This window comes from Methanothrix sp. (genome assembly GCF_016706325.1).
Taxonomy (GTDB): Archaea; Halobacteriota; Methanosarcinia; order Methanotrichales; family Methanotrichaceae; genus Methanothrix.
Genome location: NZ_JADJJX010000001.1, coordinates 848865 through 870396 on the forward strand (window position 1 = coordinate 848865; position 21532 = coordinate 870396).

Here is a 21532-nt window from a genome sequence, read left to right on the forward strand (position 1 = left end):
CTCAATCCCTCTTCAGGAGACGGAAAGGGACGGCCATTGACTCTCTCTCGCCAAATCCTCCCTCCAGATCCACTGATATCTGATACTCCCCCGCCGTCCAAAAGCTCGTCTCCCAGCGGGCGGAGTATACACCATTGCCATCCAGGTCATCCATGGGAATCTCCAGATTTCTGTCCGGGCCGATGATATTGGCATTTAGGGACCTGATCTCCCCTGAGGCCTGGGCCTCGACCATCACCGGCTCGCCCTCTGTGGCCTCATCCCGGTTCAGCCTCACATCCGCCAGATCGGGAGGATAAAGCCCCTCCTCCGGAGCATTGGTGCTTCTGAGAGCTCGGGTCAGATTGAGCGCTCCGTAGCCGTAGAGGTTGTCCTTTCCCTCCGCCCCCAGGTCATCTGCCGTCTTGAGAAGCAGCCTCTTGACATCTGCCGGCTGCAGCTCGGGCTCTACCTCCAAGAGGATGGCTGATGCCCCGGAGACCTGAGGAACGGCCATTGAGGTGCCGCTCACTGAGCTCTGGCCATCCCTGGAGCCGGCCAGGGCAGAGGGGACATCAACCCCCAGGGTGACCAGGTCCGGCTTGATCTCGCCGGCCTGGGTCGGACCGCGCGATGATAGATCGAATATCATTCCGGTGTGGTCAATGGCCCCCACAGTTATCACCTCCTTTGCGCCGCCGGGCATGACAATGGAGGAGGGCGCAGGCCCGGAGTTCCCGGCGGCGACGCACATGACCAGCCCCTCCTCGACCATCCTGCTGCAGGCCTCATCCAGCAGAGAAGTGCCATCAGAAGGGCCTTCTCCGCCCACGCTGAATGATATGACCTTTATCCCGTAACGATCCCGGTTCTCCAGGCACCAGTCCAGCGCTTTGAGGGCATCGGAGAGGTAGCAGGCTCCATTCCTGTCCATCACCTTGACCACCACCAGATTCGCTCCCGGTGCCACCCCCATCCCCAGGCCGCCAGCGATCAGGCTGGCGCAGTGTGTGCCATGGCCGTTGTCGTCGTAGGGCTCGTCTTGCTCGTTTACGAAGTCCTGAAAGGCGACTATCCTCCCGGAGAGGGAGTCATGACCGGCATCTGCGCCGGTATCGATGAGGGCTACAGTCACCCCCTTCCCCACAGGGCCTGTGCTCTTCCGGGGATCGTCTATGATCGAAGGAGCAGGGTTCGGGCTGCCTGGGCTCTCCTGCAAGGATAGCAGGGTGAGCTTCTGATCGGTGTACACCCCTCGGACTCCGTCTGTCCTGGCGATCTCCTCCAGCCTGTCAGAGGGGACTGTCATTGCGCTCCCTGGCAGAACATTGAAGCTCTTCTCCCGGGTGGTGGAGATGCCGGTCAGGTTTCCCTTCAGCTTCTCCTCATGAAGGACGATGACCTTCAGGTCCCTGGCTTTCTGTCCCTCCAGGCTATCTTCTATTCCATTGCCATTGAGATCTCTGGGATCGCGGATGGTGATCTTCTTGGATTCGTCCTTTGCTGCATTGCCGAATCTGTCTATGGCGATGATGGTCACATTATAGGTCCCAGCAGGAAGATTGGAGCCGCAATAGCCGGTATAGGTGCCGTCTCGGTCCAGATCGAGCATGAGGTTCATGCGATTGCCTATCTCAGCATAGACCATTCCCAGGCCGGAGGGGTCATGGACCAGGGCCCTTATCTCGCTTCTGGGGTCGCCGGTCTTAAGGACAGGGGGCCTCACGCTCACCCCATAGATGACCGGAGGGGTGCTGTCATCGAGATTGGGCCGGAAGTAATTATCATACTCCTTTTGAAACCAGGCAGTTGCCTTATTGTTCTCCAGGGCATTTTGCACCGGAAATGCTGATGCATAGCTGACCAGGGCCAGCAGCAGGACTAGATGGAGGATATGGCCAGGGCGCATTCTCTCACTTCTAACTCCAGCTATTATTTTTTGACATTCTTATATCTGCTGGTCTCATCTCACCTCGATCTGGAGGATATGGGGAAAGAGCCTGTTGATGTTGTCCCTCCTCGCCATGATCCCGAGGTTGTAAGTGCCCGGGTGGCTGGCCGCCCAGACGCCTGCGAACCTGTCATCAGAGATCTCTTTCAGCATCACTCCGTGGAGCCTGTTCTCCCCTTCATCCCGGATCAGCGCCCGGAGGGTGTATGGGCCACCGTCGCCCTTCATCTGCTCTCCAGCTGAGGGCTCCATCCTGCTGCCCGGGCTGCTCTCGCCCCCGCTGCCCTCTGCGTTCTCCTCCCCTCTCCCTTATGGTAACAGTGATCTTGACTGCATCACCCGATGAGGCTGGATTGGGGTCTGCCTCCGCTTTTACGATATCGATGCCCAATTGGGAATGATCTGCGATCCAATCCTTCCAGGTATAGATCTTGGCATCATAGCCGAGAAGGATCAGGGGCAGCCAGATCATGGAGGCCTTGATACCGGTATTGGTGTAGACAACCACCGGCCTTTTCTTTTCCAGATCTGAGAAGAGCTCCTCCAGCTCTGGCCGATCCCTTATCCTCCTCCCATCCAGAACGCTCTCATAGGGGATATTGATCGCCCCAGGTATCGAGCCGCTCTCAAACTCCTTCTCAGTCCGGGCGTCGATGATCAGAGGTAGGCCGCTTCTCACGAACTCATATGTGGCCAGAAGACCGGCATCTGCTGAGGGGGTGTAGATCGCCGGCGCGAGGACAACAGGCTCGGCAGAGGTGGGATTTGAGGCTGCCACCCACTCATCTATCCCTCCCTCCAGGAGGCGGACGTCCTCATGCCCCAGGTACTTCAATATCCAGAAGACATAGGTGGCAGCGGATGGGCCTCCGCCGCAGGGCTGGCATTCGCCATAAATAATGACTGAATCATCTTGGGATACGCCTGCCTCCCCCAGAATCCGGGCCATCACATTGGCCGGCTTGGGCCTTCCTCCAGAATCGATGAACTGGTCATAGGGAATGCTTATCGCTCCCGGAATATACTCAGCCGGCCGGGGACTGATATCGATGATTATGCTGCCGGCATCTGAGATGTTGATCTTTTCCGGGGGTATCAGGAGAGAGGAGGCCAGCTCCCCGGAGGCATTGGAGCGATTGCCAGTGCGTTCATCCATGGCAGGAGATACAATGGATACTGATATAGATATGGAGATGATTGCCATCAATATCAGGATCACGCCAGCTCTGCCTGCGATCTTCATCATCTTGCCTCTAGGCACTCTTTTTGCTCTCACATTCTATATAAATTGAATTGTCCTTTATGAACGTCTTTATGAAGGCCTTCATGAATGCATTTGTGAAATGAAATCAGCCGCCTCTAGAAGCGACTGATATTCTGCCCAAAACCTCCTCCAGCTCAAATCCGCGAGCATCCTTGACCTTCAAGACCAGGTCGTACTCCCCGGGATCGAGCAGCGCCGTGGAGAAGGTTCCCTGGTATGTATCCCCAGATAGCACCAGGCGGCCATAGCCTTTTGCCTCCCCCCCTGGCTGATATGCTCTGACCGTCGGCTGGTTGAGATCATATAGAGCCTCCAGCTGCACAGCGATTCTTATATCATCTCCCACCCGGGCCTGGGTGGGATTCAGGCTCTTTTGGATGATGGAGATCTGCCTGACCTGACCGCCTATAATGGGATACTGATCGCGGGCCGTTCTGCTCACCTCATATGGCTGATCGCCAAAGCCATCGGCACCCAGTACATTCTGCCCCGGCCCCTGGTACTCATCATTCCCGTGGTAGTCGCTCCAGAGGTTGCCCCCCAGCGGATAGCTGGCATTCCATGAGTTCTCTCCTCTATCCTCGGCCTGGATCACATTGTAGAGGATCTTATTTCCATAGATCAGATTCTTGTCCGAGTACAGGAAGATCCCGGTCTGGCTGTTGGAGACGGCATTATCAATGATGGTGTTGCCATTGGAATTGCTCTGAATCTGCAGGCCGTAGCGCCCATTTCCCTCTATCTGGTTGCCAGATATGCTGTTATATCCAGAATCCAACAGGGTCAGGCCGGCGACGACATTATCGATCATGCTGTTATTCCGGATCAGGTTGTGTGTGCAGTTGAAGCGGAGGTCCAGGCCGGAGTTGGTGTTCCTGGAGAGGTCATTGAATTCTATGAGGTTATGGCTGCAGTCTGTGAACATGTACAGGCCGTACATATTTCCCTGCAGGATGTTGCCCCGGATGGTGTTATTGCTGCAGGAGGGGAAGAGATTAATGCCGTAGGCGCCATTGCCATAGGCCACATTATCCAGGATCAGGTTGTCATTGGAGTTGGAGAGGTATATCCCATACCATCCTTCGCCTCCCAGGCCGTTGAAGCTGGCATTGTTGCCCCTGATGGTATTCCCGTCGGAGAACAGGAGGGCAATTCCTGGCTGGGTGCAGTGGATGACTGTATTGTTGGCCACAGTGCAGCCCTGGACATTGTTCAGTTTTATGCCATAAAATCCGTTCTGGACCAGAAAGCCGGATATGCTCGCACCATCCGCCAGAACATTGACGCATGCATCCCTCTCCCCCGCCTGGATGACAGCGCCATCGCCCACCAGGCTCAGGCTCTTATCGAGGGCTATCTTGCTGTAGACCCCCGGGGCCACCAGAAGGGTGTCGCCGGGCTGGGCGGAGTTGATTGCTGCTTGCAGATCGGAGCTGACGCTTATGGTGGCAGCGCTGGCAGTGGAGGCGATCAGCAGGGCAGCATAAAGAAGTGATGCCGCCCAAATTCCCGGGCGGCCCCCTCCCTGCGAGGGGCGGCATGTATTCGATAAAGCCTGAGCATAGCATCTCCCAGCGTCTCGGGGGGAGTTGATGATCTTCTTATTTTAGGGCTCATAGAGATCCATCCCCTGATGAGATATCTACTTATAAAGATTCATGGCTCACATCGATTGGGGGTGGATTCAGGGGGTTTGGGACAGGTTCAGCATGGAATAATGTTCAGCATGAAATAGGTTCAATCTAGGTTTTGTATAGCTTTGGGGTGGATCGGAGATGGACCCGGGATTCGCTTGAGATGGACCTTCTGTTCTGGCATGGGATGGCCGCGAGCTGCTCCCGGATAAGATGCCGGATAGGATCTATCTCAAAGCTCCCTGGAGTCATCTAACATAGGATACATATGAAGGTAAGCTTTTTTATCAATTGACAGGTACATGCAGTATTGGTTAATTCAACGGAGGAACGAAGTTTGAGATATTGGCTTGCGAGTATCGGCATACTCCTCCTGCTGGCGGCTGCCGGCAGTGCAGGAAGCTTCACAGTGGATATGGATGTGGACACCTATATCAGCTCAGCGGATGAGGATGCAAGTTTTAGCGAGAGCAATCTGTTGTGGGTCTCCTCTCAGGATGATGACGACGATGATGATGACGCAATAAATGAGACCCGCCTTGGCTTTGAGAATCTCTTCGGATCGCAGGGCGTCTTCAAGCCAGAGCAGATCAAGTCTGCCACTCTCACCCTCAATGTGGCCCGGGTGGATGATGATGGCAGGATCAGGGCTTACTTCCTGGAGGGAGCGACGCTCTCCACACTGACCTGGAAGGATAAGGTGGATTACGATATAAATGTCTCATCCAAGTCCGTCAAGATAGAAGAGAGCGATGTGAAGAGTGCGATTGAGCTGGATGTCACCCCCATCATCAAGAAGGCAGTTGAGGTCTGTGCAGAAGGGTGTCCCTACAGCATAGTTCTGGTGGGGGAGGGGGATGTCTCAGTGGCATTTGTATCCAGCGAGGCATCGGATGAGGATAAACCCGTCCTGAAGTACGTCACTGAAGAGTAAAATGATACTGAAGGGCGGAGAAGATCTTCTGGCTCACCGCCAGATCACATGGCATTGCACTGCCGAGAATCTTCTCTGCGCCCTTTGTGGTGAGGTCCATGACTTGTCCACAGAGGCACAAGAGAGGAGGGCGGGATACTGCTCCCTTGGCTGAGAGCAAGGGCCACTCTCTCCTCCCTTTTCCCCGCTATTCCAGCCGGTGTAGGGCCTCTTTTTTATATCACTTCCATACCATAAGGTGACTGATGCCGCCAAGCCGCCCCGGACTGCCTCCTCCTATCCTGCCAGCCAGAGGGTTCCTTAAGCTCATGATAATTCTGGGGATGGTGCTGCTATCCCTATGCAGTTGCATTTATGCCGCAGGGGGAGAGGAGAAGATCGATGGCAGCATCCCGGCTGGGAATCATTCCCCCTCCGCTGGAATGGCTCCTGTGGGGGGATACGGGGCGAGCTCAGATCCAGTGGAGGTGGTAGTCATCACCTCCCCCGGATGCACTAAATGCGCTGCTGCAGAGAGAACCCTGGAGAGGATCGGCCAGAAGGTGGCCCTCAATGTCACAGCCCACTATTATTATACCGATGAGGGGCACCGGATCATCGATCAATACCGCGCCCGGGATATCCCCGCCATCATCATCGGGTCTGAGGTGATAGACTACCGGGATTACGGAGGAGAGAGCTCTCTGCTTGAGAGCAAGGTCCTCCAGTCTCTGGCCAATCAGAGCCTGAACTCCGGGCCTTCCCCGGCCATCGCCCTCCCTGACAGGGCAAGCCCTATCCAGGGCCGGGATGATGCCACAGCGGGATATGATTATGATCTGCAGGAGCTCTCCCTCTCCACTGCCCTGGCCGTCACTGCCGGCGGCTTTGTGGCCGGCTTTAATCCTGTCTCTTTGGCATTCTCGTCTTTTTGGCGGCATCCATCCTCTCCATCTCCGGAAAGAGGGGAGCTGATGATGATGGTGCTCTTCTTCTCCTTGGCATATTCACCATGTACCTTCTCTTCCGGGCTGGGGATGCAGAGGCTATTGCACTCCGAGGCCATAGCCGCCTCATTCCGCTATGTTCTGACGGTGCTGCTCATTGGAGCGGGCCTGTCCCAGGTCGTAGATGCCGCCCTTCTCAGACAGGGCAGGCCGTCCTTATTCCGGACGGACTGGGCGCTGCAGTACTTCCAGGCGGGAGTGGACCGGGGAAGGTCAAGCTCCTACTTCCTGGCAGGAGCACTATTCTCACTGGTGAAGGCTCCCTGTGTGGGGGGTCTATATCTGGCCATACTGGACCTCATCTCCTCCAAGAGCTACCTTGTCGGCGCAGCCTATCTGATGTTCTTCAATCTGGGGGTGGTACTGCCGATCATAGTGGTGGGCGGTTTCCTGGCCCTGGGAATGAGCCCGGATAGAGTGGACAGCTTCCGCAAGGATCACCGGGTGGGAATGAGGCTTTTTACCGGTCTGATGCTCCTGGCACTGGCTCCTCTCATCTACTGGCAGATCATCTGAATCCTCTAAAAATCGGCAACAGGATTAAAATAGAGATTGCTCACTCGGTGGCGAGGTGAATCTTATTGTTCTTGGTTGGAGAGGCTCTCATTGGAAAGGGGCCTGAGGTAGCACATATCGATCTGATCATAGGAGATAAGGAGGGGCCAGTGGGAGTAGCTTTTGCCTCCGGGATGGCCCAGCTCTCAGCGGGGCACACCCCTCCTCCAGGGTCATCAGGCCGAACTTGCCGCCCCAAGCCCTCTACCCTTATCGTTCCCAAGGTGACAGTGAAGAATATGGATCAGGTGGCTCAGATCTTTGGGCCGGCCCAGATGGCCGTGGCCAAGGCAGTGGCAGATTCAGTGGCAGAGGGAGTCATCCCCAGGGATCAAGCAGAAGAGCTGCTGATAATCGTCTCCGTTTACATCGATCCTCAAGCCAAGGATTATGATGCCATCTATCGATATAACTATGGAGCCACAAAGCTGGCGGTACAGCGGGCGATGGCCGGATTCCCGGATGTCGATAAAGTCCTTTACGAGAAGGAGCGCTCCACCCATCCCATCATGGGATTCAAAGTCACCCGTCTCTGGGACCCGCCCTACCTGCAGGTGGCCTTCGATCTGGTGGATACAGCCGAGGTGCGCCGGGTGCTCTCAGCTCTGCCTGAGAGCGATCACATCCTGATCGAGGTGGGGACCCCTCTGGTCAAGATGCTGGGGATGAGTGTGGTAAAAGAGATTCGGGCCATCCGGCCGGGGGCTTTTGTCATACTGGATCTCAAGACCCTGGATACGGGAAACCTGGAGGTGCGCCTTGCTGCTGACTCCACCGCCGATGCAGTGGTGATATCGGGCCTCGCTCCCAAGAAGACCATAGAGCTGTCCATCAATGAGGCCAGAAAGACGGGGATCTACTCCATAATCGATATGCTCAATGTGGACGATCCACTGGCGGTGCTCAGGGGACTGGATGTTCTGCCCGATGTGGTCGAGCTGCACCGGGCGATCGACATGGAGCATAGCGCCCATTCCTGGCAGAACATCCCCGAGATCAAGGCCCTGGCCGAGGAGGGAAGAAGGCTTCTGGTAGCTGTGGCCGGGGGGATTCGCACCGATACCGAAGGCGCGGCCCTGGCTGCAGGGGCTGACATCCTGGTGGTAGGCCGGGCGATCACCCGCTCCGGCGACATTCGCGATATGGCTGAGCAGTTCCTGACCGGCCTGAAGCAGACGGAGATCGACCAGTACAGGATCATGACCGACTTTTAAAGGTCCTGCAGGGTGCGATCCAAAAGCCTTTTTTTTGCATATCTTCAGTCATCTTCTCCAGGGGTTGAGAGCAGGCCCGTTCTGGGGACTGGAGTTCTGGTGGCGCAATCCATAAAACATGTGAAAGATTTTAATATTTAGATGACTGAATCCAGGGGATGCTCCTTGCCATTCTCCTCCTGCTCCTGCTGCTGCCCGGCGGAGGCGCTCTGGAGGTCCAGGTGGGCCCCACCGACCGCCCTGCAGGTGCAGTCATATTGGTCATAGACGGCCTGGGCTCCTCTTATGTCTATCCGGAGCACAATGCCTATGCCCTGGACGGCTCGCCCCTGGGAAAGGCAGTGCTCTTCAATCTCACTGGTGGCGGGGCGCGGGCGGTGGATGTGCGGGTGCCCGTCCCCGAGACCACAAAGAGCCACTCCATTCTGGTCACCGGCCGCACAGGGGCGGACTGGAATCAGCTCGGCCCCACCATCTTCGATCTTGCTCGCGAGAGGGGATATCTCTGCCTGGCCATTATGGAGCGGGGAGACTCGATGTCCATCCTGGAGGAGATGGATGCTGTCCTGTACCTGGAGGATAACTCCCTGCGCGGCGCTGAGCCCATCCCAGGCTTCAGCTCCAGTGCCCCTGCGGGCCTGACTGTGCTCTTTCAGGAGTGGAGGGACAGGTTCGCTGAGTATTCCAATCCCCAGGGAATCCATGGCTATGCCGGCTATAATGCCTGGGCTCTGGATGCGGCTGCGGACACTGTCGAGCATCTAATAGGAAAGCCGTTCATCCTGCTGGTCAATGCTGGGGCAGTGGACAGCGCCGGGCACAACCTGAACGCCAGCGGCTACCTGAAGGCTGTGGAGGCCCTGGATGAGCCCCTGGGCCGGCTGGCCGGTGCCTGTCGGAGGAATGAGATCCTGCTGGTGGTCACCGCCGATCACGGCATGGTCTTTCCCGATCCAAAAGGAAAGGGCGGCCATTCTGCTGAGAAGTATGCCGCCCGCCTGGAGGCTCTGCGGGTGCCCCTGGTCATCACCGGTCCGGGGATAGAGGAGCTGAACCTGGGTGGCCTCTGGTCGGAGGTGGATGTTGCCCCCACAGTGCTCTCACTGCTGGAGATATCATCCAATGAATCCACAGAGGGCCTCTCCCTTCCCATCAGGGCAGGGAGCACTCTGCGGGTCAGGGGGGCTCCGGCCGGTTTGGAGCTATGGCGGGATGGCATCCGCCTGGCTGCAGCCTCCGGCGATGAGGAGGAGCTCTTCCGGGGACTGGTGCGGGGAGAGTACACATTGAGGGGAGAAGGCCTCTCCATGAGGCTCCTGGTGGACGGGGAGCAGAGCGTGGACCTGACCGGAGAGAAAGCCCTGCCAGAGGGCGTACGAAGGGGCATGGGGGTGGCCATGATCCTGGTCATCAATCTGGCGGGGACGGCTGCGATTGTGAGGATCTGGAGAAGAGAGGAATGAGGGAGTAGAATGCAAGAATGGCTCTGTGCTGAATTGAGCAATCGATTCTCGGGCGGGCCAACGCCGATCCACAGCGCCCTTCAGAGGAGCCATATCCACCGAGATGGAAGGCCTGACCACGCCCAAGACCTCGACTTTATGCCTCTCTCCAGGCGGCTTTAGCGCCGGACTCTCACACGGCGTCCTTCTTACGGGAACCCATAGCACCTTATGATGCTGGGCCTTCAGCTCGCCTTTCAATCAGCAAATGTCGCGTCCTGGACTGGTTTGAACCGGATCTCCTTTGGGCATGCTGCTACGCCCATCACGGCGTGCATCTCTTTCTGCCCTTTAAGCCCTTTCGAGCTTCCGAATGCTGTTCAGGAGCAGCACCTCTCAGGCATTGGCCCTTTGGAGCATCTGTGGTGGGATGCTTCTCTTGACCCTCTGGGCCTGAGAGCCCGGACGGATTGCCGGAATCTGGTTCATTCAGCTTAAGACGCGGCCTTCACATATAGGCATTATTAATACTTATAGTTTGCGGGTGGCCGGCGTTCATAGTCTGAACCAATACTGTGATCGCTCTCCTGGTTGTCTGCCAGAGCGCAAGCTCCAAATCCCATGCCTGCAACTCAAATGCCGGTGTATTATGATGAATCTGGAAGAGATGTCGGACATTTTGAAGTCCTCCCTGGGAATCCGGGACAATATCGTGGGCGTGAGACTTTTCAAGAGCGAGGAGGAGATCCCTCAGGACCTCAACATAATAGAGAGGCCCTTCCGCTACTGCTCTATGATCCAGGGGCAAGGCGGGATGGCGTTAGCTATCTCGCCCACGCCGACTACCACGAGTGCAAGGGAGGTGCATCCGGCCTGGGCCTGGTGGAGTGCCCTGAGAACATCCGCACTGGGACCTTGTACTTCAATAAACTGCACAAGTGCTCAACCAAGGAGGCCGGCACATTGATCGCTGCCAATATGCCCCGCATCCTTCCCGGCAGCACAGTGGCCAGCTATGTGGCCCCTCTGGACAAGATGGTGACCAGGCCGGATGTGGTCATACTGGTGGGCAATCCCCTCCAGGCGCGGAGGATCGTCCAGGCGGCCATGTTCGAGAAGGGGGGCAGGGCCACATTCAACACCGCAGGCATCCAGTCATTCTGCGTCGATGCTACCAGTTCCCCTTATCTGAAAGGAGAGGTGAATGTCTCTTTGGGCTGCGACGGCTCGGTGAGGAACGCCGGCCTGGAGGATGAGGAGGTGGTGGTGGGAATTCCCTATGAGATGATGGAGGGGATCTGCACCGTCCTCAAGGAGAACTATCAGGGCTGGGACAAGTTCATGCGGGGATGAGCAAGAGAGCTTTCCAAAGCACCCGGCCGGCAGGATCTGATCTATGGGCTCTCCCCCTCCCTTTTTTTACTGGCGATGGCAGAGGGAAGCAGTATAGGCTCTCTGATGCCTGATAGAAACATTGAATTACACCTTCACTTATCCCTCTAATGTTCAGGTGACCGATATTGCAATTGCTCCTAATCCACTCAGATTTCATAGAGTTTGAGGCCAAGAGGCCCACGAAGCTGGCAGAAGAGATCGAAGAATCAGCCAAAAAAGGCCGCCTTGATGAGGCGCTGTGCGCCTTCATCGCCGTGGAGAAGTTCGATGAGGACGACAGCGACGCAGTGATCGCCGAGGGTGCAAAGCAGATAGCTGAAGTGGCCGGCCAGGTCAACTCCCGCCGCATCATGCTCTACCCCTATGCCCACTTGAGCTCCAGCCTCTCCACCCCGGCCACAGCAGTCAAGATCCTCAAGGGAATGGAAGAGCACCTCTCCCGGGACTTCGAGGTCATGCGCGCCCCCTTCGGCTGGTACAAGGCCTTCACAATAAGCTGCAAGGGCCATCCCCTCTCTGAGCTCTCCCGCTCAATCAAGCTGGGCGAGGGGGAGGTGGTATCCGAGGCCCTCAAGTCCGAGGCCAAGGCAGTATCCTACTGGAAGATCCTGGATCTGGATGGCAGGCTGGTGGATGCGGACGGGTTCGATTTCCAGGGCCATCCCAACCTGCAGAAGTTCGCCAACTATGAGATCTCCAAGGCCAGAGCAGTGGACAGGATCCCGCCCCATGTGGAGCTTATGAGGCGGCTGGAGCTGGTGGACTACGAGCCTGGATCCGACTCGGGCAACATGCGCTACTATCCCAAGGGCCGCCTGGTCAAATCCCTCCTGGAGACACTGGTCCTGGAGAAGGCAGAGGATATGGGAGCGATGGAGGTGGAGACCCCCATCATGTACGATATGGAGCACCCCACATTGAAGAAGTATCTGGACCGCTTCCCCGCCCGGCAGTACCAGATCGATTCGGACAAGAGAAAGCTCTTCCTCCGCTTCGCCGCCTGCTTTGGCCAGTTCTTGATGAGCCATGATATGTCCATCTCCTACAAGTCCCTGCCCCTGAAGATGTTCGAGATCACCAGGTATAGCTTCAGGAGGGAGCAGCGGGGGGAGCTGGTGGGCATCCGCCGCCTGAGAGCCTTCACCATGCCCGACATGCATACCCTGAGCCGGGATATGCAGTCCGCCATGGAGGAGTTCAGAAAGCAGTATCTGGCCAGCATCGATGTCCTGAAGGAGGTGGGCCTGGAGGTTGATGACTATGAGGTGGCGATCAGGTTCACCCGCGACTTCTATCAGGAGAACAGGGAGTTCATCGAGAGCCTGGTGGACATCGTCAAAAAACCGGTCCTGATTGAGATGTGGGATGAGAGGTTCTTCTACTTCGTCCTCAAGTTCGAGTTCAACTTCGTGGATACCATGGACAAGGCCAGCGCCCTCTCCACAGTGCAGATCGATGTGGAGAATGCTGAACGCTACGACATCAACTATATCGATGAGTCCGGTGCCCGGCGCCGGCCCATCCTCCTGCACTGCTCCCCCTCCGGAGCGATAGAGAGGGTGATGTATGCCATACTTGAGAAGTCGGCCCGGCTCTCCGAGGAGGGCAGGCTGCCCATGCTCGAGACCTGGCTCTCACCCACCCAGGTGAGGATCATACCGGTGGCCGAGCGCCACCAGGAGAGGGCCTTTGAGGTGGCCGGAATTCTTGGATTCCGCACAGATATCGATGATAGGGACGAGACCGTGGGCAAGAAGATCCGGGATGCGGGCAGAGAGTGGGTGCCTTATGTGGCAGTGATCGGGGACGAGGAGCTGCACTCCGGCCAACTGACAGTCACAGTGCGCAGCGAGTCCACCCCCCAAGTCGCCGGCAAAGAGGGCGAGGAGTGTGGATGAGCTCAAAGAGAGGCTGGCAGCAGAGACAAGAGGAAAGCCCTGGCGCAGGCTGCCCCTCGCCATGAGGCTCTCGGAGAGGCCCAGGTTCATCTGAAGGGAGCTGCTGGCCAGATCGATCTAGGCAGGAGTGGTGTTCAGAAGGGCGAGCGGCTCCAATCCCCTGTCCTCTCCCCAGGCAGGATTGGCAGATCGGCCAGGGGGCCAGGCCCGGAGGCCTCCGCCTGGGGGTGATTGTCGATTCCCGGCCCTCCGGGGATGTAGAATCTCCTTCCCAGATCGCTGTAATAGTTGCCCAGGCTTCCATTGTCCCAGCGGTTGTTCTCCCCCCGGTCGTAGGCATTGCAGCCGTTATCGATCAGATGATTGGCATAGACCAGATCCCAGCGGGAGGAGAAGGTCAGGTAGATGCCATAGCCATTCTCCTGGGCGGTGTTGCCCACGATGGTGTTATTGCTGGCATGATTGGCCAGATAGAGGCCTTTGCCATTCTGGCGGAGGTGATTTCCCTCCAGCAGGTTGTCATTGCTATCATAGGAGAGATATATCCCCTTGGAGTTGTCAGCAGCCCAGTTTCCCAGGAGGTGATTATCCCGGGAGCCGTCCAGGTATATGCCTGAATCCTTGTTGTTGCTGGCGTTGTTATATGCTATCCGGTTGCTGTTGCTGAACTCAGATAAGGAGATGCCATACCAGTCATTCTTGAGGACGGTATTGTTGAGGATGGAGTTGCCGCTGGCAGAGCGAAGGGAGATGGAGGTATCGCCGTTATTTCTCAGTTGATTGTTCTGGATGACATTCCCCTGGGAGTAGATGAGATATATGCCGCAGTCGCTCTCCTCATTTATGTTGTTGTCCCTGATATCGCACTCTTCTATCAGATTGTCATTTGAGCGGTAGAGGATTATGCCATTGGTATTGTTATTGATCTCATTCTTGACGATGCTATTGGAGTGGCCCCCATCCAGGCGGATGCCGTCCAGGCAGCCGGAGATGCTGCTGTTGGCTATGGTATTGCCACTGGAGATGGCGTGGATGCCTATGCGGCGGGTGGTCCTGATATTGAATCCCGAGATGGTGATATCATCGGCGCGCAGTGTTATGGCATTGCCGCTTGCTCCTGCATCCAGCAGCGGACGGCCCCTGCCCTGCAGCACCACCTGCCTGTTGATGTCCAGGCTCTCGTGATAGACCCCGCCCTCCACCTGCACAATGTCACCGGGCTGGGCAGCATTCAAGGCTGCCTGAATGCTCTCTCCGGGCTCGACACTGATCAGAGCGGCATGGCCCAGGTTTGCAAGCAGGATGGATCCCGCAAAAAAGGACAGCTAGAGCTATTACCTTATTATTCATTGCTTCTCCCAGATGAGGTTATGAAGGTTCTCGATCTTAAGACTTGCCTTTGCAAGCATCCTTTTCCAGCATCCTTTTGCAAGCATCCCTTTGCAAGCATCACTTTGCAAGCATCCCTTTAGAGGCCGATCGCCCAAACGGCTCCTGAAAAGCGCCCGGCTCCTGAAGATCGCTCCTCTCAGATCTCAGGAGCCAGGAGATCAACGAATAGCTGTCCATCTCTTATCTCTGTCCTGTAAACGCGCAGGGGATTGGTCGCCGGCCCCCTCAAGACCGATCCATCGGTGATGCGGAACTGAGAGTAGTGCCAAGGACAGGTCAGCATCTCGCCCTGCAGCGATCCCTCGGCCAGGGGAGCGCCTGCATGCGAGCACCTGGCATCCAGACAATAGAGTCTGCCCTCGAGATTTACGACCAGGATCTCCTCTCCCTGCAGATAAAATTGCCTCATCTCCCCTGGGCTGATCTCCTCGATGGAGCAGAGCCTCAGAAACATGATCCCGGCTCCTTTGCCATTCTGTTCTCCTCTGCAGATGCCATCTCCCCGCGCTTCTGCAGATACTCGCAGACGGCGATGACGAACTCGGCATGAGACCAGGCTAAAGGGGAGACGGAGACGGACGAGCCGGTGAACGGATGGATCTGCTCTGCCATCACCCCTGATGGCTGGGAGTGCCTGACAGCCCATTCCAGCAGCTTTAGAGCCTCATCCAGCCCCCCGGGCCCATCGGCACGGGCGATGAGCCATCTTGCCAGCCAGAGGGTGCAGATAAACCAGGGGTTCCCGGGCAGATCCGGGGAGATCCTCTGATACTCATCGTTCTCGTACCTGGCCAGGCCGCCAACATCGGTCCCTATCCATAGCTGCGCCCTGATGGAGGCCATTGTCTCCTCTACCATCCTGTCCCTGGCACTGAAAGCTCCGAAGAGGAAGACCGCCGCCATGCTGCTGTCCACGATGGTGTCGCGAGAGTCGTCCGGGTAGATGGCTCTCAGGAACCGGCCCTTCTCCGGATCGTAGAGCTGGCTGATCATGGCCGCCTTCAGATCTGCTGCAGCCCGGACCAGTATCTCATGCCGCTCGCGATTATAGAATACCCGGGCGAACCTGGCTGCAGCGATCAGGGCGGCATAGACGGTGGCGGCTGTCCAGGTGAAGGTTCCCAGCTTCTCCTCCCACAGATCAAAAGAGGCCCTGGGAAGGCCGGTATCGGAATCCAGATAATCAAGCAGGAAGTCGGTGGCCTTCAGCACCAGGTTGGGATAGACGCCCTCGATGAACTCTATGTCCCTGTATCTTTCAAAGTGCCTCCAGAGAGCATAGAGGACCAGGGCGGTCTCATCCTCCTCTATGGCCAGCAGCCCTCCTCCCGGTGAGGGCAGCCAGCTGCTGCCCACAGATCCGTCTGGAGAGTATTTGTGGTGAAAGAAACCCCCTTCAGTCAGGGCCTGATTGCAGAACAAAAAGAAGCGGATGCTGGACTCCCTGAATCCAGCCAGGTCGAAGGCCTGAGCAGCTATAGCGCCGTCACGCATCCAGACGTAGGAGTAGGTATCTTTGTTGAATTGCAGTATGTCCGAGTCGCATGATGCTATTATCCCGCCCCGGCGATCCTCCAGGGCGCTCATTATGGCCAGGGAGCTCTTGTAGGCCCTCGCGATCTCCCTGGGGAGGGGGTTGAGATCCACCTCCGGCTTGTTCACCCAGGCCGACCAGTAGTTCTCAGTCTCCAAGAGCAGCTGCTCTACTCCTATGCTCTTTGCCCGGGCGTCCAGATCCAAAACCCGGGAGAGGTTCCGGCCGCAGGCGATCCAGTAATAGATGGTGCCCCTGGACTTCGCCGAAAGATCCAGATCGAAGCCGAGCACTGAGTCCACAGAGCCCTGAGCGATGGGATTGCCGCTGAGAATACCATCCTCGGCATCCCGCCAGGTGCCATCCCTGCCCGGCAGCTCCTTGTGGCCGGCGGCAAACTGGCTGATTCCCTCCCCCTTGCCGGTGATGCCGTTGACCAGAAGGTAGCGCTGGCGCTTGTAATGGATCATGGCATTTATGGCCGGCTCATACATCACCGTATCGCCCACGACATCGCCGTAGATGTGAAAGTCATGGGCAAAGAATATCCGGAGTTTGCGCTGCTGTTGAGCCAGGTTGCTGACCATGATCTTTCGCAGGAAGAGGTCATGGGTGCGGTGAACGGCATCATTGGTCTCGATCCTGATCTGCAGGGCGGCATTGCCGGCAATGCTGCGAGAGACAAGTGTCTCGGGCATATATCCGGTCTTTGTCTGCCAGCCATCTCCCAGCCAGCTGAAGCGGCCGTCAGCCCATACCCCCATCTTAAGCATGTGTCCTGAGAGGTGGTTTTCCAATCCCACCCGCGGATAGAAGAGATCGCGGACGTTCGTCTGGCCATCGAAGGCCACAGCCAGCCGGCCGTTGCTTATCACTGAGACTCTGGGCAAATTCTCCCTCCAAAGATGGCTCATCTATATCGCTCTTAGGATATATTATCTGCCTCAGAACCTGTATGGCCTTGGGATCTATATGATGCCCATCTTGTTTTTGAACTGCTTCGAAGGGTATATGTTGTCCCAGCCCCCTTCACCGCCCAGCCATGATCAAGCAGCCCTCTTTTCTGCCCATCTCCTTGCAGGAGGCTGGGGACCTGGGCATCGAGCAGTTCGACATCATCCTGGTGAGCGGAGATGCCTATGTGGACCATCCCTCCTTCGGGGCGGGCCTTCTGGGGCGGGTTCTCTGGGACGCCGGCTACACTGTGGGGATCATCGCCCAGCCAGACCCGAAAAAGGACGGGGATTTCCTCCGTCTGGGACCGCCTCTCCTCTTCTTTGGCATAACCTCGGGCAACGTGGACTCCATGGTCAACAACCTCACCCCCAACCTCAAGCGCCGCCGCCGGGATGTCTACTCCCCCGGCGGCCGCCTCCTCCGCCCGGACCGGGCGGCGATCGTCTATGCCAACCGGGTGCATGCCCTCTTTCCAAAGGCGCCAGTGATTCTGGGAGAGGATCGAGGCCAGCCTGCGCCGCTTCGCCCATTACGACTACTGGTCGGACTCCGTCCGCCAGTCCATCCTGGCGGACGCCCCCGCCGACCTCCTGGTCTATGGCATGGGGGAGAGGCCCATCCTGGAGGTGGCCCGGCGCTTGAAGGCAGGGGAAGAGATCGCCCAGATCGGGGATGTCCCCGGAACAGCAGTCAAAGAACAGCTGCGACGCTGGCGGGAGAAGGAGAGAGAGGAGGCCGTTCTCATCCCCGGCTATATTGAGGTCAAGGAGGAGAAAAGAAAATATGCCGAGGCCTTCGCCGCGCACTATAATGAGCAGGACCCCTATCAGGGCCGGGCGGTGGTCCAGCCCCATCCCAAGACGGTGATCATCCAGAACCCTCCTGCCTGGCCTCTCAGCTCTGCAGAACTGGACCACATCTACGAGCTGCCCTACAGCAGAGAGGCCCATCCCTCCTACCGGGAGGCCATTCCAGCACTGGAGCCGGTTCAGTTCTCCATCACCAGCCACCGGGGCTGCTTTGGATCCTGCACCTTTTGCGCCCTCACCCACCATCAGGGGAGGATTGTGCAGAGCAGGAGCATGAGCTCCATTGTGCGGGAGGCAGAGAGGATGGTCCGGATGCCCGGCTTCAAGGGGATCATCCAGGATGTGGGCGGCCCCACCGCCAATATGTATGCCCTCTCCTGCCACCGCTGGCATCAGGGGGCCTGCCCGGACAGACTCTGCAGCACCGACTGTCCCAGCCTGGATATAGACCACTCCCGCCAGGTGGAGCTGCTCCGCCGCCTCCGGGCCATTCCCGGGGTGAGGAGGGTCTTCATCGGCTCCGGGATAAGGCACGATCTGATCTTGGCCGATCAATCCTCTTATCTGGAGGAGCTGTGCCGCCACCACGTCTCCGGCCACCTGAAGATCGCCCCGGAGCATATCTCAAAGAGGGTTACAGACTGCATGCATAAGCCCCCCCGCCAGGCTCTGGATGCCTTCCGGGAGAGGTTCGCGGCTGCCTCCCGGGCAGCGGGCCGGGAGCAGTATCTTCTGCCCTATCTCATGTCCGGCCATCCTGGATGCACCATCGCCGATATGGTGGAGCTGGCAGAGTATCTGCAGGACAACCACCTGTACACTGAGCAGGTGCAGGACTTCACCCCCACCCCCATGACCGTCTCCACAGCCATGTATCACACCGGCCTGGACCCCTTCACCCTCCTGCCGGTGCACGTGCCAAAGGGGGAGGAGAAGAGGATTCAGAGAGCCATCCTGCAATACAGGGATCGCAGGAACTATCACCTGGTCAGGGAGGGGCTGAGGAGGGCAGGAAGACAGGATCTCATAGGAGAGGGGGTGAGGTGCCTCATTCCTGCGCAATACAGAGGGGCAAAGCATCGGGAGAGAGGGCGAAAGGAGGCGAAATAGCAGCAGGCAAGCATTACTCAGATCCTGAAATCCTGTATCAACATCCATAACAATAAGTCGAAACTTATAAATAGTAAAAGTGGATAATTATAACATTTAAGAACCTAAGTGCTGTATTACAAGGCCCTTGAGGTGAGCTTCTGGACGATATGCATTAGATGATGAGAAGAGCAGTTGTATGCTCTCTGCCTGTCCCCGGGCCGGTCAATCACCCCGATCCAGTCCATCTGTGCTACGTCCATTCCCAGATCCATTCCTAAATCCAATCACAGATCTTCTCTGATCCCTTCTGGGAGACCTACACCGTCTCTGTCCCCTTCGCCGGCAGGCATTGTCAGCAGCATCGAATTGAATAGCCAAAGCGAGGTGAATGAAGATGAACAGGAACTTGAATAGCATTGACGGGAGGATCCTTGCAGTCAGAGATGCCATCTGGAAGAATCATCTGATGGATCGCCGCTATTTGCATACCTCTGATGATACCCAGCAGGATGACTATTTCCCGGTGCACATCATCTACACCGCTGATGCCTAAGTCAACTGCCGCACCCAAAAGGTGTGGCTTGTAGCTGGCGATTGGCATTCCAAAATAGAAGCTGCCTGGATGAGTCCATCAGATCCATTCATTCTCTGCTTGATGGTGCTAGAGCTTCGCTTTCATCCTGTTGCGGCTGCAGCACAGCTCACCGGTTTCGCAGTCCAGAAGACCACCCCAGAGGGTTGGGTCTTCCCGCTGTGCCTCACCACTCCCAAAGGCGAAGTGCTGATGGAGGATCAGGGAGCTTTTATTATCATAGCCTCTGGCTCTCAGCTTCCCTTATGATCTCCGATATCTTTCTTTGCGTCTCCTCGGGGGTGCCGGTGGTGTTCACCTCAATCACCCTTGAGCGGGAGAAGAGTACCTGGAAAAAGTGGCGGCGCAGATTGGTCTTGAACTCATTGTGCACCAGAAGATGGGGATTGTAGTAGCCATTCCCTTCCAGAATTGCCAAAGCCTGATCCATCTCCAAGGGGAGCACAATCTCCTTCTGTTCGGGGTCCCGTTTGAGAAAGATCACCCTCTCGATGGTGGTCAGAGGCATGATGCGCCCTTTCCCGATCACCTGGCGGAGGTCCACCACCGCCCGCCCCTTGGCATCAAAGGTCGCCTTCTCCACCAGGCCGGCGAACTCCTTCCAGATATCAGGGAGATCGGCCCGGATATAGAAGTTCTTCTCCGAGCCATATGCTAAGACATCATCGCCGAATATCCTTCCGAAGAACCAGTCATCGCATACCACTCTCATTCGCGGGTTTCGTAAGAGACCGTAGGTATGGGTGGTCTTCCCCGCCCCCGATCCGCCCAGTATGCATATCCCCTGGCCGCGCATGTCCAGACAGGCGCCGTGAACTGAATAGATGTTATGATAGTCCTCCAGGATATCGCCTGCCACACTCAGAGCCAGGGACTTGACCCAGCCGTAATAGTCCATATTGATCAGAAATGCTGTCCTTGATTGGGGATCATAAAGGACCTGATTCTCTTCCCCATCCTGATCCTGGATAACATAAAGCCTCCCGTGGGAGCGAATGCTCTGCGATGCCGAGTAGAAGCTCTCCTCCCAGGCCTCCTTGATCGACGGGCTGCCGGTCAGAAGCTTGATGCAGCATCCATATATCTCCGATTTTATCTCATAGAGCACCTGGCGGGAGTATCTCTCGATCAGCTCCTCTTTCTTCTCTATTGAGATATGAACTACAGCATATGCCACCTTTAAACCTCCTTACATGTCATTATTGCCCAGAACGATGCGCTCTGCGGGCCACAGCCGGCCGTCCAGCTCGTAGACGAGGGGATCGGCATTGTGAACGGCCAGATCTTCTATATCCAGATCGGATATCCCCTCTATATGCTTGACCAGGGCGCGGATGGTGTTGCCATGGGAGACCACCAGAATGCTCCTCCCTTCCTCCAGGTCAGCAGCTATCTCCTCCTGCCAGAGGGGCAGAAGACGCTCTTGTACCTCCTTCAAAGATTCGGAGGATGAAGGGGGCCCTGCTATCGGATTGGTGCGGCGATGGCCCCCCTCCTGAAGGCCGATACCCCCCTCAGGCCGGGCAGGGAACCGATGGTGGAAGCTCTTGCGCCACACTCGCACCTGCTCTGCCCCATATATCTCCTCTGCCTCATCCAGGCACAATCCCTCAAAGGAGCCATAAGAGCGCTCGTTCAGCCTCCAGCTCTGGATGACTGGAACTCCCACTAGGCCCATCTCATCCAGCACTATCCACAATGTCCTCAAAGCCCGCTTCAGAAGCGATGTGTAGGCGAGATCAATGGCTATGCCCGCCCCTCTCATCAGCCGTCCGGCATGGCGGGCCTCCTTCACCCCTTGAGGGGATAGATCGATGTCCGTCCAGCCGGTGAACCTCCTCTCCCGATTCCAGAGGCTCTGGCCGTGCCTGAGCAGTATCAACCGGGGCAAATCATCCTCCAGG

The 21532-nt window shown here is 57.0% G+C and carries 18 protein-coding genes and 2 pseudogenes; 9 read left to right on the forward strand and 11 right to left on the reverse strand.

The window, feature by feature from the left end; genetic code table 11:
* Position 1: 1 nt before the first annotated feature.
* The 4 genes from IPI63_RS04435 to IPI63_RS04450 all read right to left on the reverse strand — a co-directional run bounded on the left by IPI63_RS04435 (position 2) and on the right by IPI63_RS04450 (position 4575).
* Positions 2–1888, reverse strand: coding sequence for a S8 family peptidase (locus tag IPI63_RS04435; RefSeq protein ID WP_292476888.1), 1887 nt, complete (start codon positions 1886–1888; stop codon positions 2–4).
* Between the two features lie 54 nt (positions 1889–1942).
* Positions 1943–2158, reverse strand: a complete 216-nt coding sequence (locus tag IPI63_RS04440; protein ID WP_292476890.1) for a hypothetical protein — start codon at positions 2156–2158, stop codon at positions 1943–1945.
* Positions 2109–3176 (reverse strand): sulfurtransferase, encoded by a 1068-nt coding sequence (locus IPI63_RS04445; RefSeq protein ID WP_292476892.1) that lies wholly within the window; start codon positions 3174–3176, stop codon positions 2109–2111. Before IPI63_RS04445 ends, IPI63_RS04440 begins: the two co-directional genes overlap by 50 nt.
* 103 nt (positions 3177–3279) lie before the next feature.
* The gene (locus IPI63_RS04450; RefSeq protein WP_292476893.1) at positions 3280–4575 is read right to left on the reverse strand and encodes a nitrous oxide reductase family maturation protein NosD; all 1296 of its coding nucleotides are present in this window, start codon (positions 4573–4575) and stop codon (positions 3280–3282) included.
* A 590-nt stretch (positions 4576–5165) separates the two neighbouring features.
* Between IPI63_RS04450 and IPI63_RS04455 the strand changes: the two genes are divergently transcribed.
* Complete coding sequence (locus IPI63_RS04455) at positions 5166–5762, forward strand: DNRLRE domain-containing protein (RefSeq protein WP_292476895.1); 597 nt, start codon at positions 5166–5168, stop codon at positions 5760–5762.
* Here IPI63_RS04455 and IPI63_RS04460 read toward each other — a convergent pair.
* Positions 5749–5922: a hypothetical protein gene (locus IPI63_RS04460; protein WP_292476897.1), complete on the reverse strand. Its 174-nt coding sequence runs from the start codon at positions 5920–5922 to the stop codon at positions 5749–5751. The genes IPI63_RS04455 and IPI63_RS04460 overlap by 14 nt on opposite strands.
* Positions 5923–6085: 163 nt before the next feature.
* On the opposite strand from IPI63_RS04460, the gene IPI63_RS04465 reads away from it, so the two are divergent.
* The 5 genes and pseudogenes from IPI63_RS04465 to IPI63_RS04485 all read left to right on the forward strand — a co-directional run bounded on the left by IPI63_RS04465 (position 6086) and on the right by IPI63_RS04485 (position 13346).
* Complete coding sequence (locus IPI63_RS04465) at positions 6086–7264, forward strand: cytochrome c biogenesis protein CcdA (protein ID WP_292476898.1); 1179 nt, start codon at positions 6086–6088, stop codon at positions 7262–7264.
* 65 nt (positions 7265–7329) lie between these two features.
* Complete coding sequence (locus IPI63_RS04470; protein WP_292476900.1) at positions 7330–8517, forward strand: bifunctional 5,6,7,8-tetrahydromethanopterin hydro-lyase/3-hexulose-6-phosphate synthase; 1188 nt, start codon at positions 7330–7332, stop codon at positions 8515–8517.
* Between the two features lie 158 nt (positions 8518–8675).
* Positions 8676–9980 carry a sulfatase-like hydrolase/transferase gene (locus IPI63_RS04475; RefSeq protein WP_292476901.1) on the forward strand — a complete coding sequence of 435 codons (1305 nt, stop codon included), beginning with the start codon at positions 8676–8678 and terminating at the stop codon, positions 9978–9980.
* 621 nt (positions 9981–10601) lie between these two features.
* On the forward strand, positions 10602–11312 hold the full coding sequence (locus tag IPI63_RS04480; RefSeq protein ID WP_292476903.1) for a DUF169 domain-containing protein: 711 nt from the start codon (positions 10602–10604) through the stop codon (positions 11310–11312).
* 167 nt (positions 11313–11479) lie between these two features.
* Positions 11480–13346: pseudogene (locus IPI63_RS04485) on the forward strand (threonine--tRNA ligase).
* 40 nt (positions 13347–13386) lie between these two features.
* Here the strand turns inward: IPI63_RS04485 and IPI63_RS04490 are convergent.
* From IPI63_RS04490 to IPI63_RS04500, 3 genes are all read right to left on the reverse strand, one after another.
* Positions 13387–14487 carry a nitrous oxide reductase family maturation protein NosD gene (locus IPI63_RS04490; RefSeq protein ID WP_292476906.1) on the reverse strand — a complete coding sequence of 367 codons (1101 nt, stop codon included), beginning with the start codon at positions 14485–14487 and terminating at the stop codon, positions 13387–13389.
* Between the two features lie 293 nt (positions 14488–14780).
* Positions 14781–15098, reverse strand: a complete 318-nt coding sequence (locus tag IPI63_RS04495; protein ID WP_292476907.1) for a non-heme iron oxygenase ferredoxin subunit — start codon at positions 15096–15098, stop codon at positions 14781–14783.
* Positions 15089–17068 carry a glycoside hydrolase family 15 protein gene (locus IPI63_RS04500; protein ID WP_292476909.1) on the reverse strand — a complete coding sequence of 660 codons (1980 nt, stop codon included), beginning with the start codon at positions 17066–17068 and terminating at the stop codon, positions 15089–15091. Before IPI63_RS04500 ends, IPI63_RS04495 begins: the two co-directional genes overlap by 10 nt.
* A gap of 152 nt (positions 17069–17220) precedes the next feature.
* Here IPI63_RS04500 and IPI63_RS04505 point away from each other — a divergent pair.
* Both IPI63_RS04505 and IPI63_RS04510 read left to right on the forward strand, forming a co-directional pair.
* A pseudogene (locus IPI63_RS04505) lies at positions 17221–17571 on the forward strand (YgiQ family radical SAM protein); the annotation flags it as partial.
* 76 nt (positions 17572–17647) lie between these two features.
* The gene (locus IPI63_RS04510; protein ID WP_292478198.1) at positions 17648–19054 is read left to right on the forward strand and encodes a YgiQ family radical SAM protein; all 1407 of its coding nucleotides are present in this window, start codon (positions 17648–17650) and stop codon (positions 19052–19054) included.
* Between the two features lie 116 nt (positions 19055–19170).
* Here the strand turns inward: IPI63_RS04510 and IPI63_RS04515 are convergent, their stop codons facing one another.
* Positions 19171–19320, reverse strand: coding sequence for a hypothetical protein (locus IPI63_RS04515; protein WP_214064926.1), 150 nt, complete (start codon positions 19318–19320; stop codon positions 19171–19173).
* 110 nt (positions 19321–19430) lie between these two features.
* Between IPI63_RS04515 and IPI63_RS04520 the strand changes: the two genes are divergently transcribed.
* On the forward strand, positions 19431–19589 hold the full coding sequence (locus IPI63_RS04520) for a hypothetical protein (RefSeq protein WP_214064927.1): 159 nt from the start codon (positions 19431–19433) through the stop codon (positions 19587–19589).
* A gap of 256 nt (positions 19590–19845) precedes the next feature.
* On the opposite strand, the gene IPI63_RS04525 is transcribed toward IPI63_RS04520, so the two are convergent.
* Positions 19846–20805, reverse strand: coding sequence for an HPr kinase/phosphorylase (locus tag IPI63_RS04525; RefSeq protein WP_292476911.1), 960 nt, complete (start codon positions 20803–20805; stop codon positions 19846–19848).
* 12 nt (positions 20806–20817) lie between these two features.
* Positions 20818–21519, reverse strand: a complete 702-nt coding sequence (locus tag IPI63_RS04530) for a 2,3-diphosphoglycerate-dependent phosphoglycerate mutase (RefSeq protein WP_292476913.1) — start codon at positions 21517–21519, stop codon at positions 20818–20820.
* Between the last annotated feature and the right edge of the window lie 13 nt (positions 21520–21532).

What these genes read in the sequence shown, in the direction of transcription:
- IPI63_RS04475 (WP_292476901.1), top strand. Translation starts at nt 8,676, where the DNA reads ATGCTCCTTGCCATTCTCCTCCTGCTCCTGCTGCTGCCCGGCGGAGGC.
- IPI63_RS04435 (WP_292476888.1), bottom strand. Translation starts at nt 1,888, where the DNA reads ATGCGCCCTGGCCATATCCTCCATCTAGTCCTGCTGCTGGCCCTGGTC.
- IPI63_RS04495 (WP_292476907.1), bottom strand. Translation starts at nt 15,098, where the DNA reads ATGTTTCTGAGGCTCTGCTCCATCGAGGAGATCAGCCCAGGGGAGATG.
- IPI63_RS04465 (WP_292476898.1), top strand. Translation starts at nt 6,086, where the DNA reads ATGGTGCTGCTATCCCTATGCAGTTGCATTTATGCCGCAGGGGGAGAG.
- IPI63_RS04520 (WP_214064927.1), top strand. Translation starts at nt 19,431, where the DNA reads ATGAACAGGAACTTGAATAGCATTGACGGGAGGATCCTTGCAGTCAGA.
- IPI63_RS04445 (WP_292476892.1), bottom strand. Translation starts at nt 3,176, where the DNA reads ATGATGAAGATCGCAGGCAGAGCTGGCGTGATCCTGATATTGATGGCA.
- IPI63_RS04440 (WP_292476890.1), bottom strand. Translation starts at nt 2,158, where the DNA reads ATGAAGGGCGACGGTGGCCCATACACCCTCCGGGCGCTGATCCGGGAT.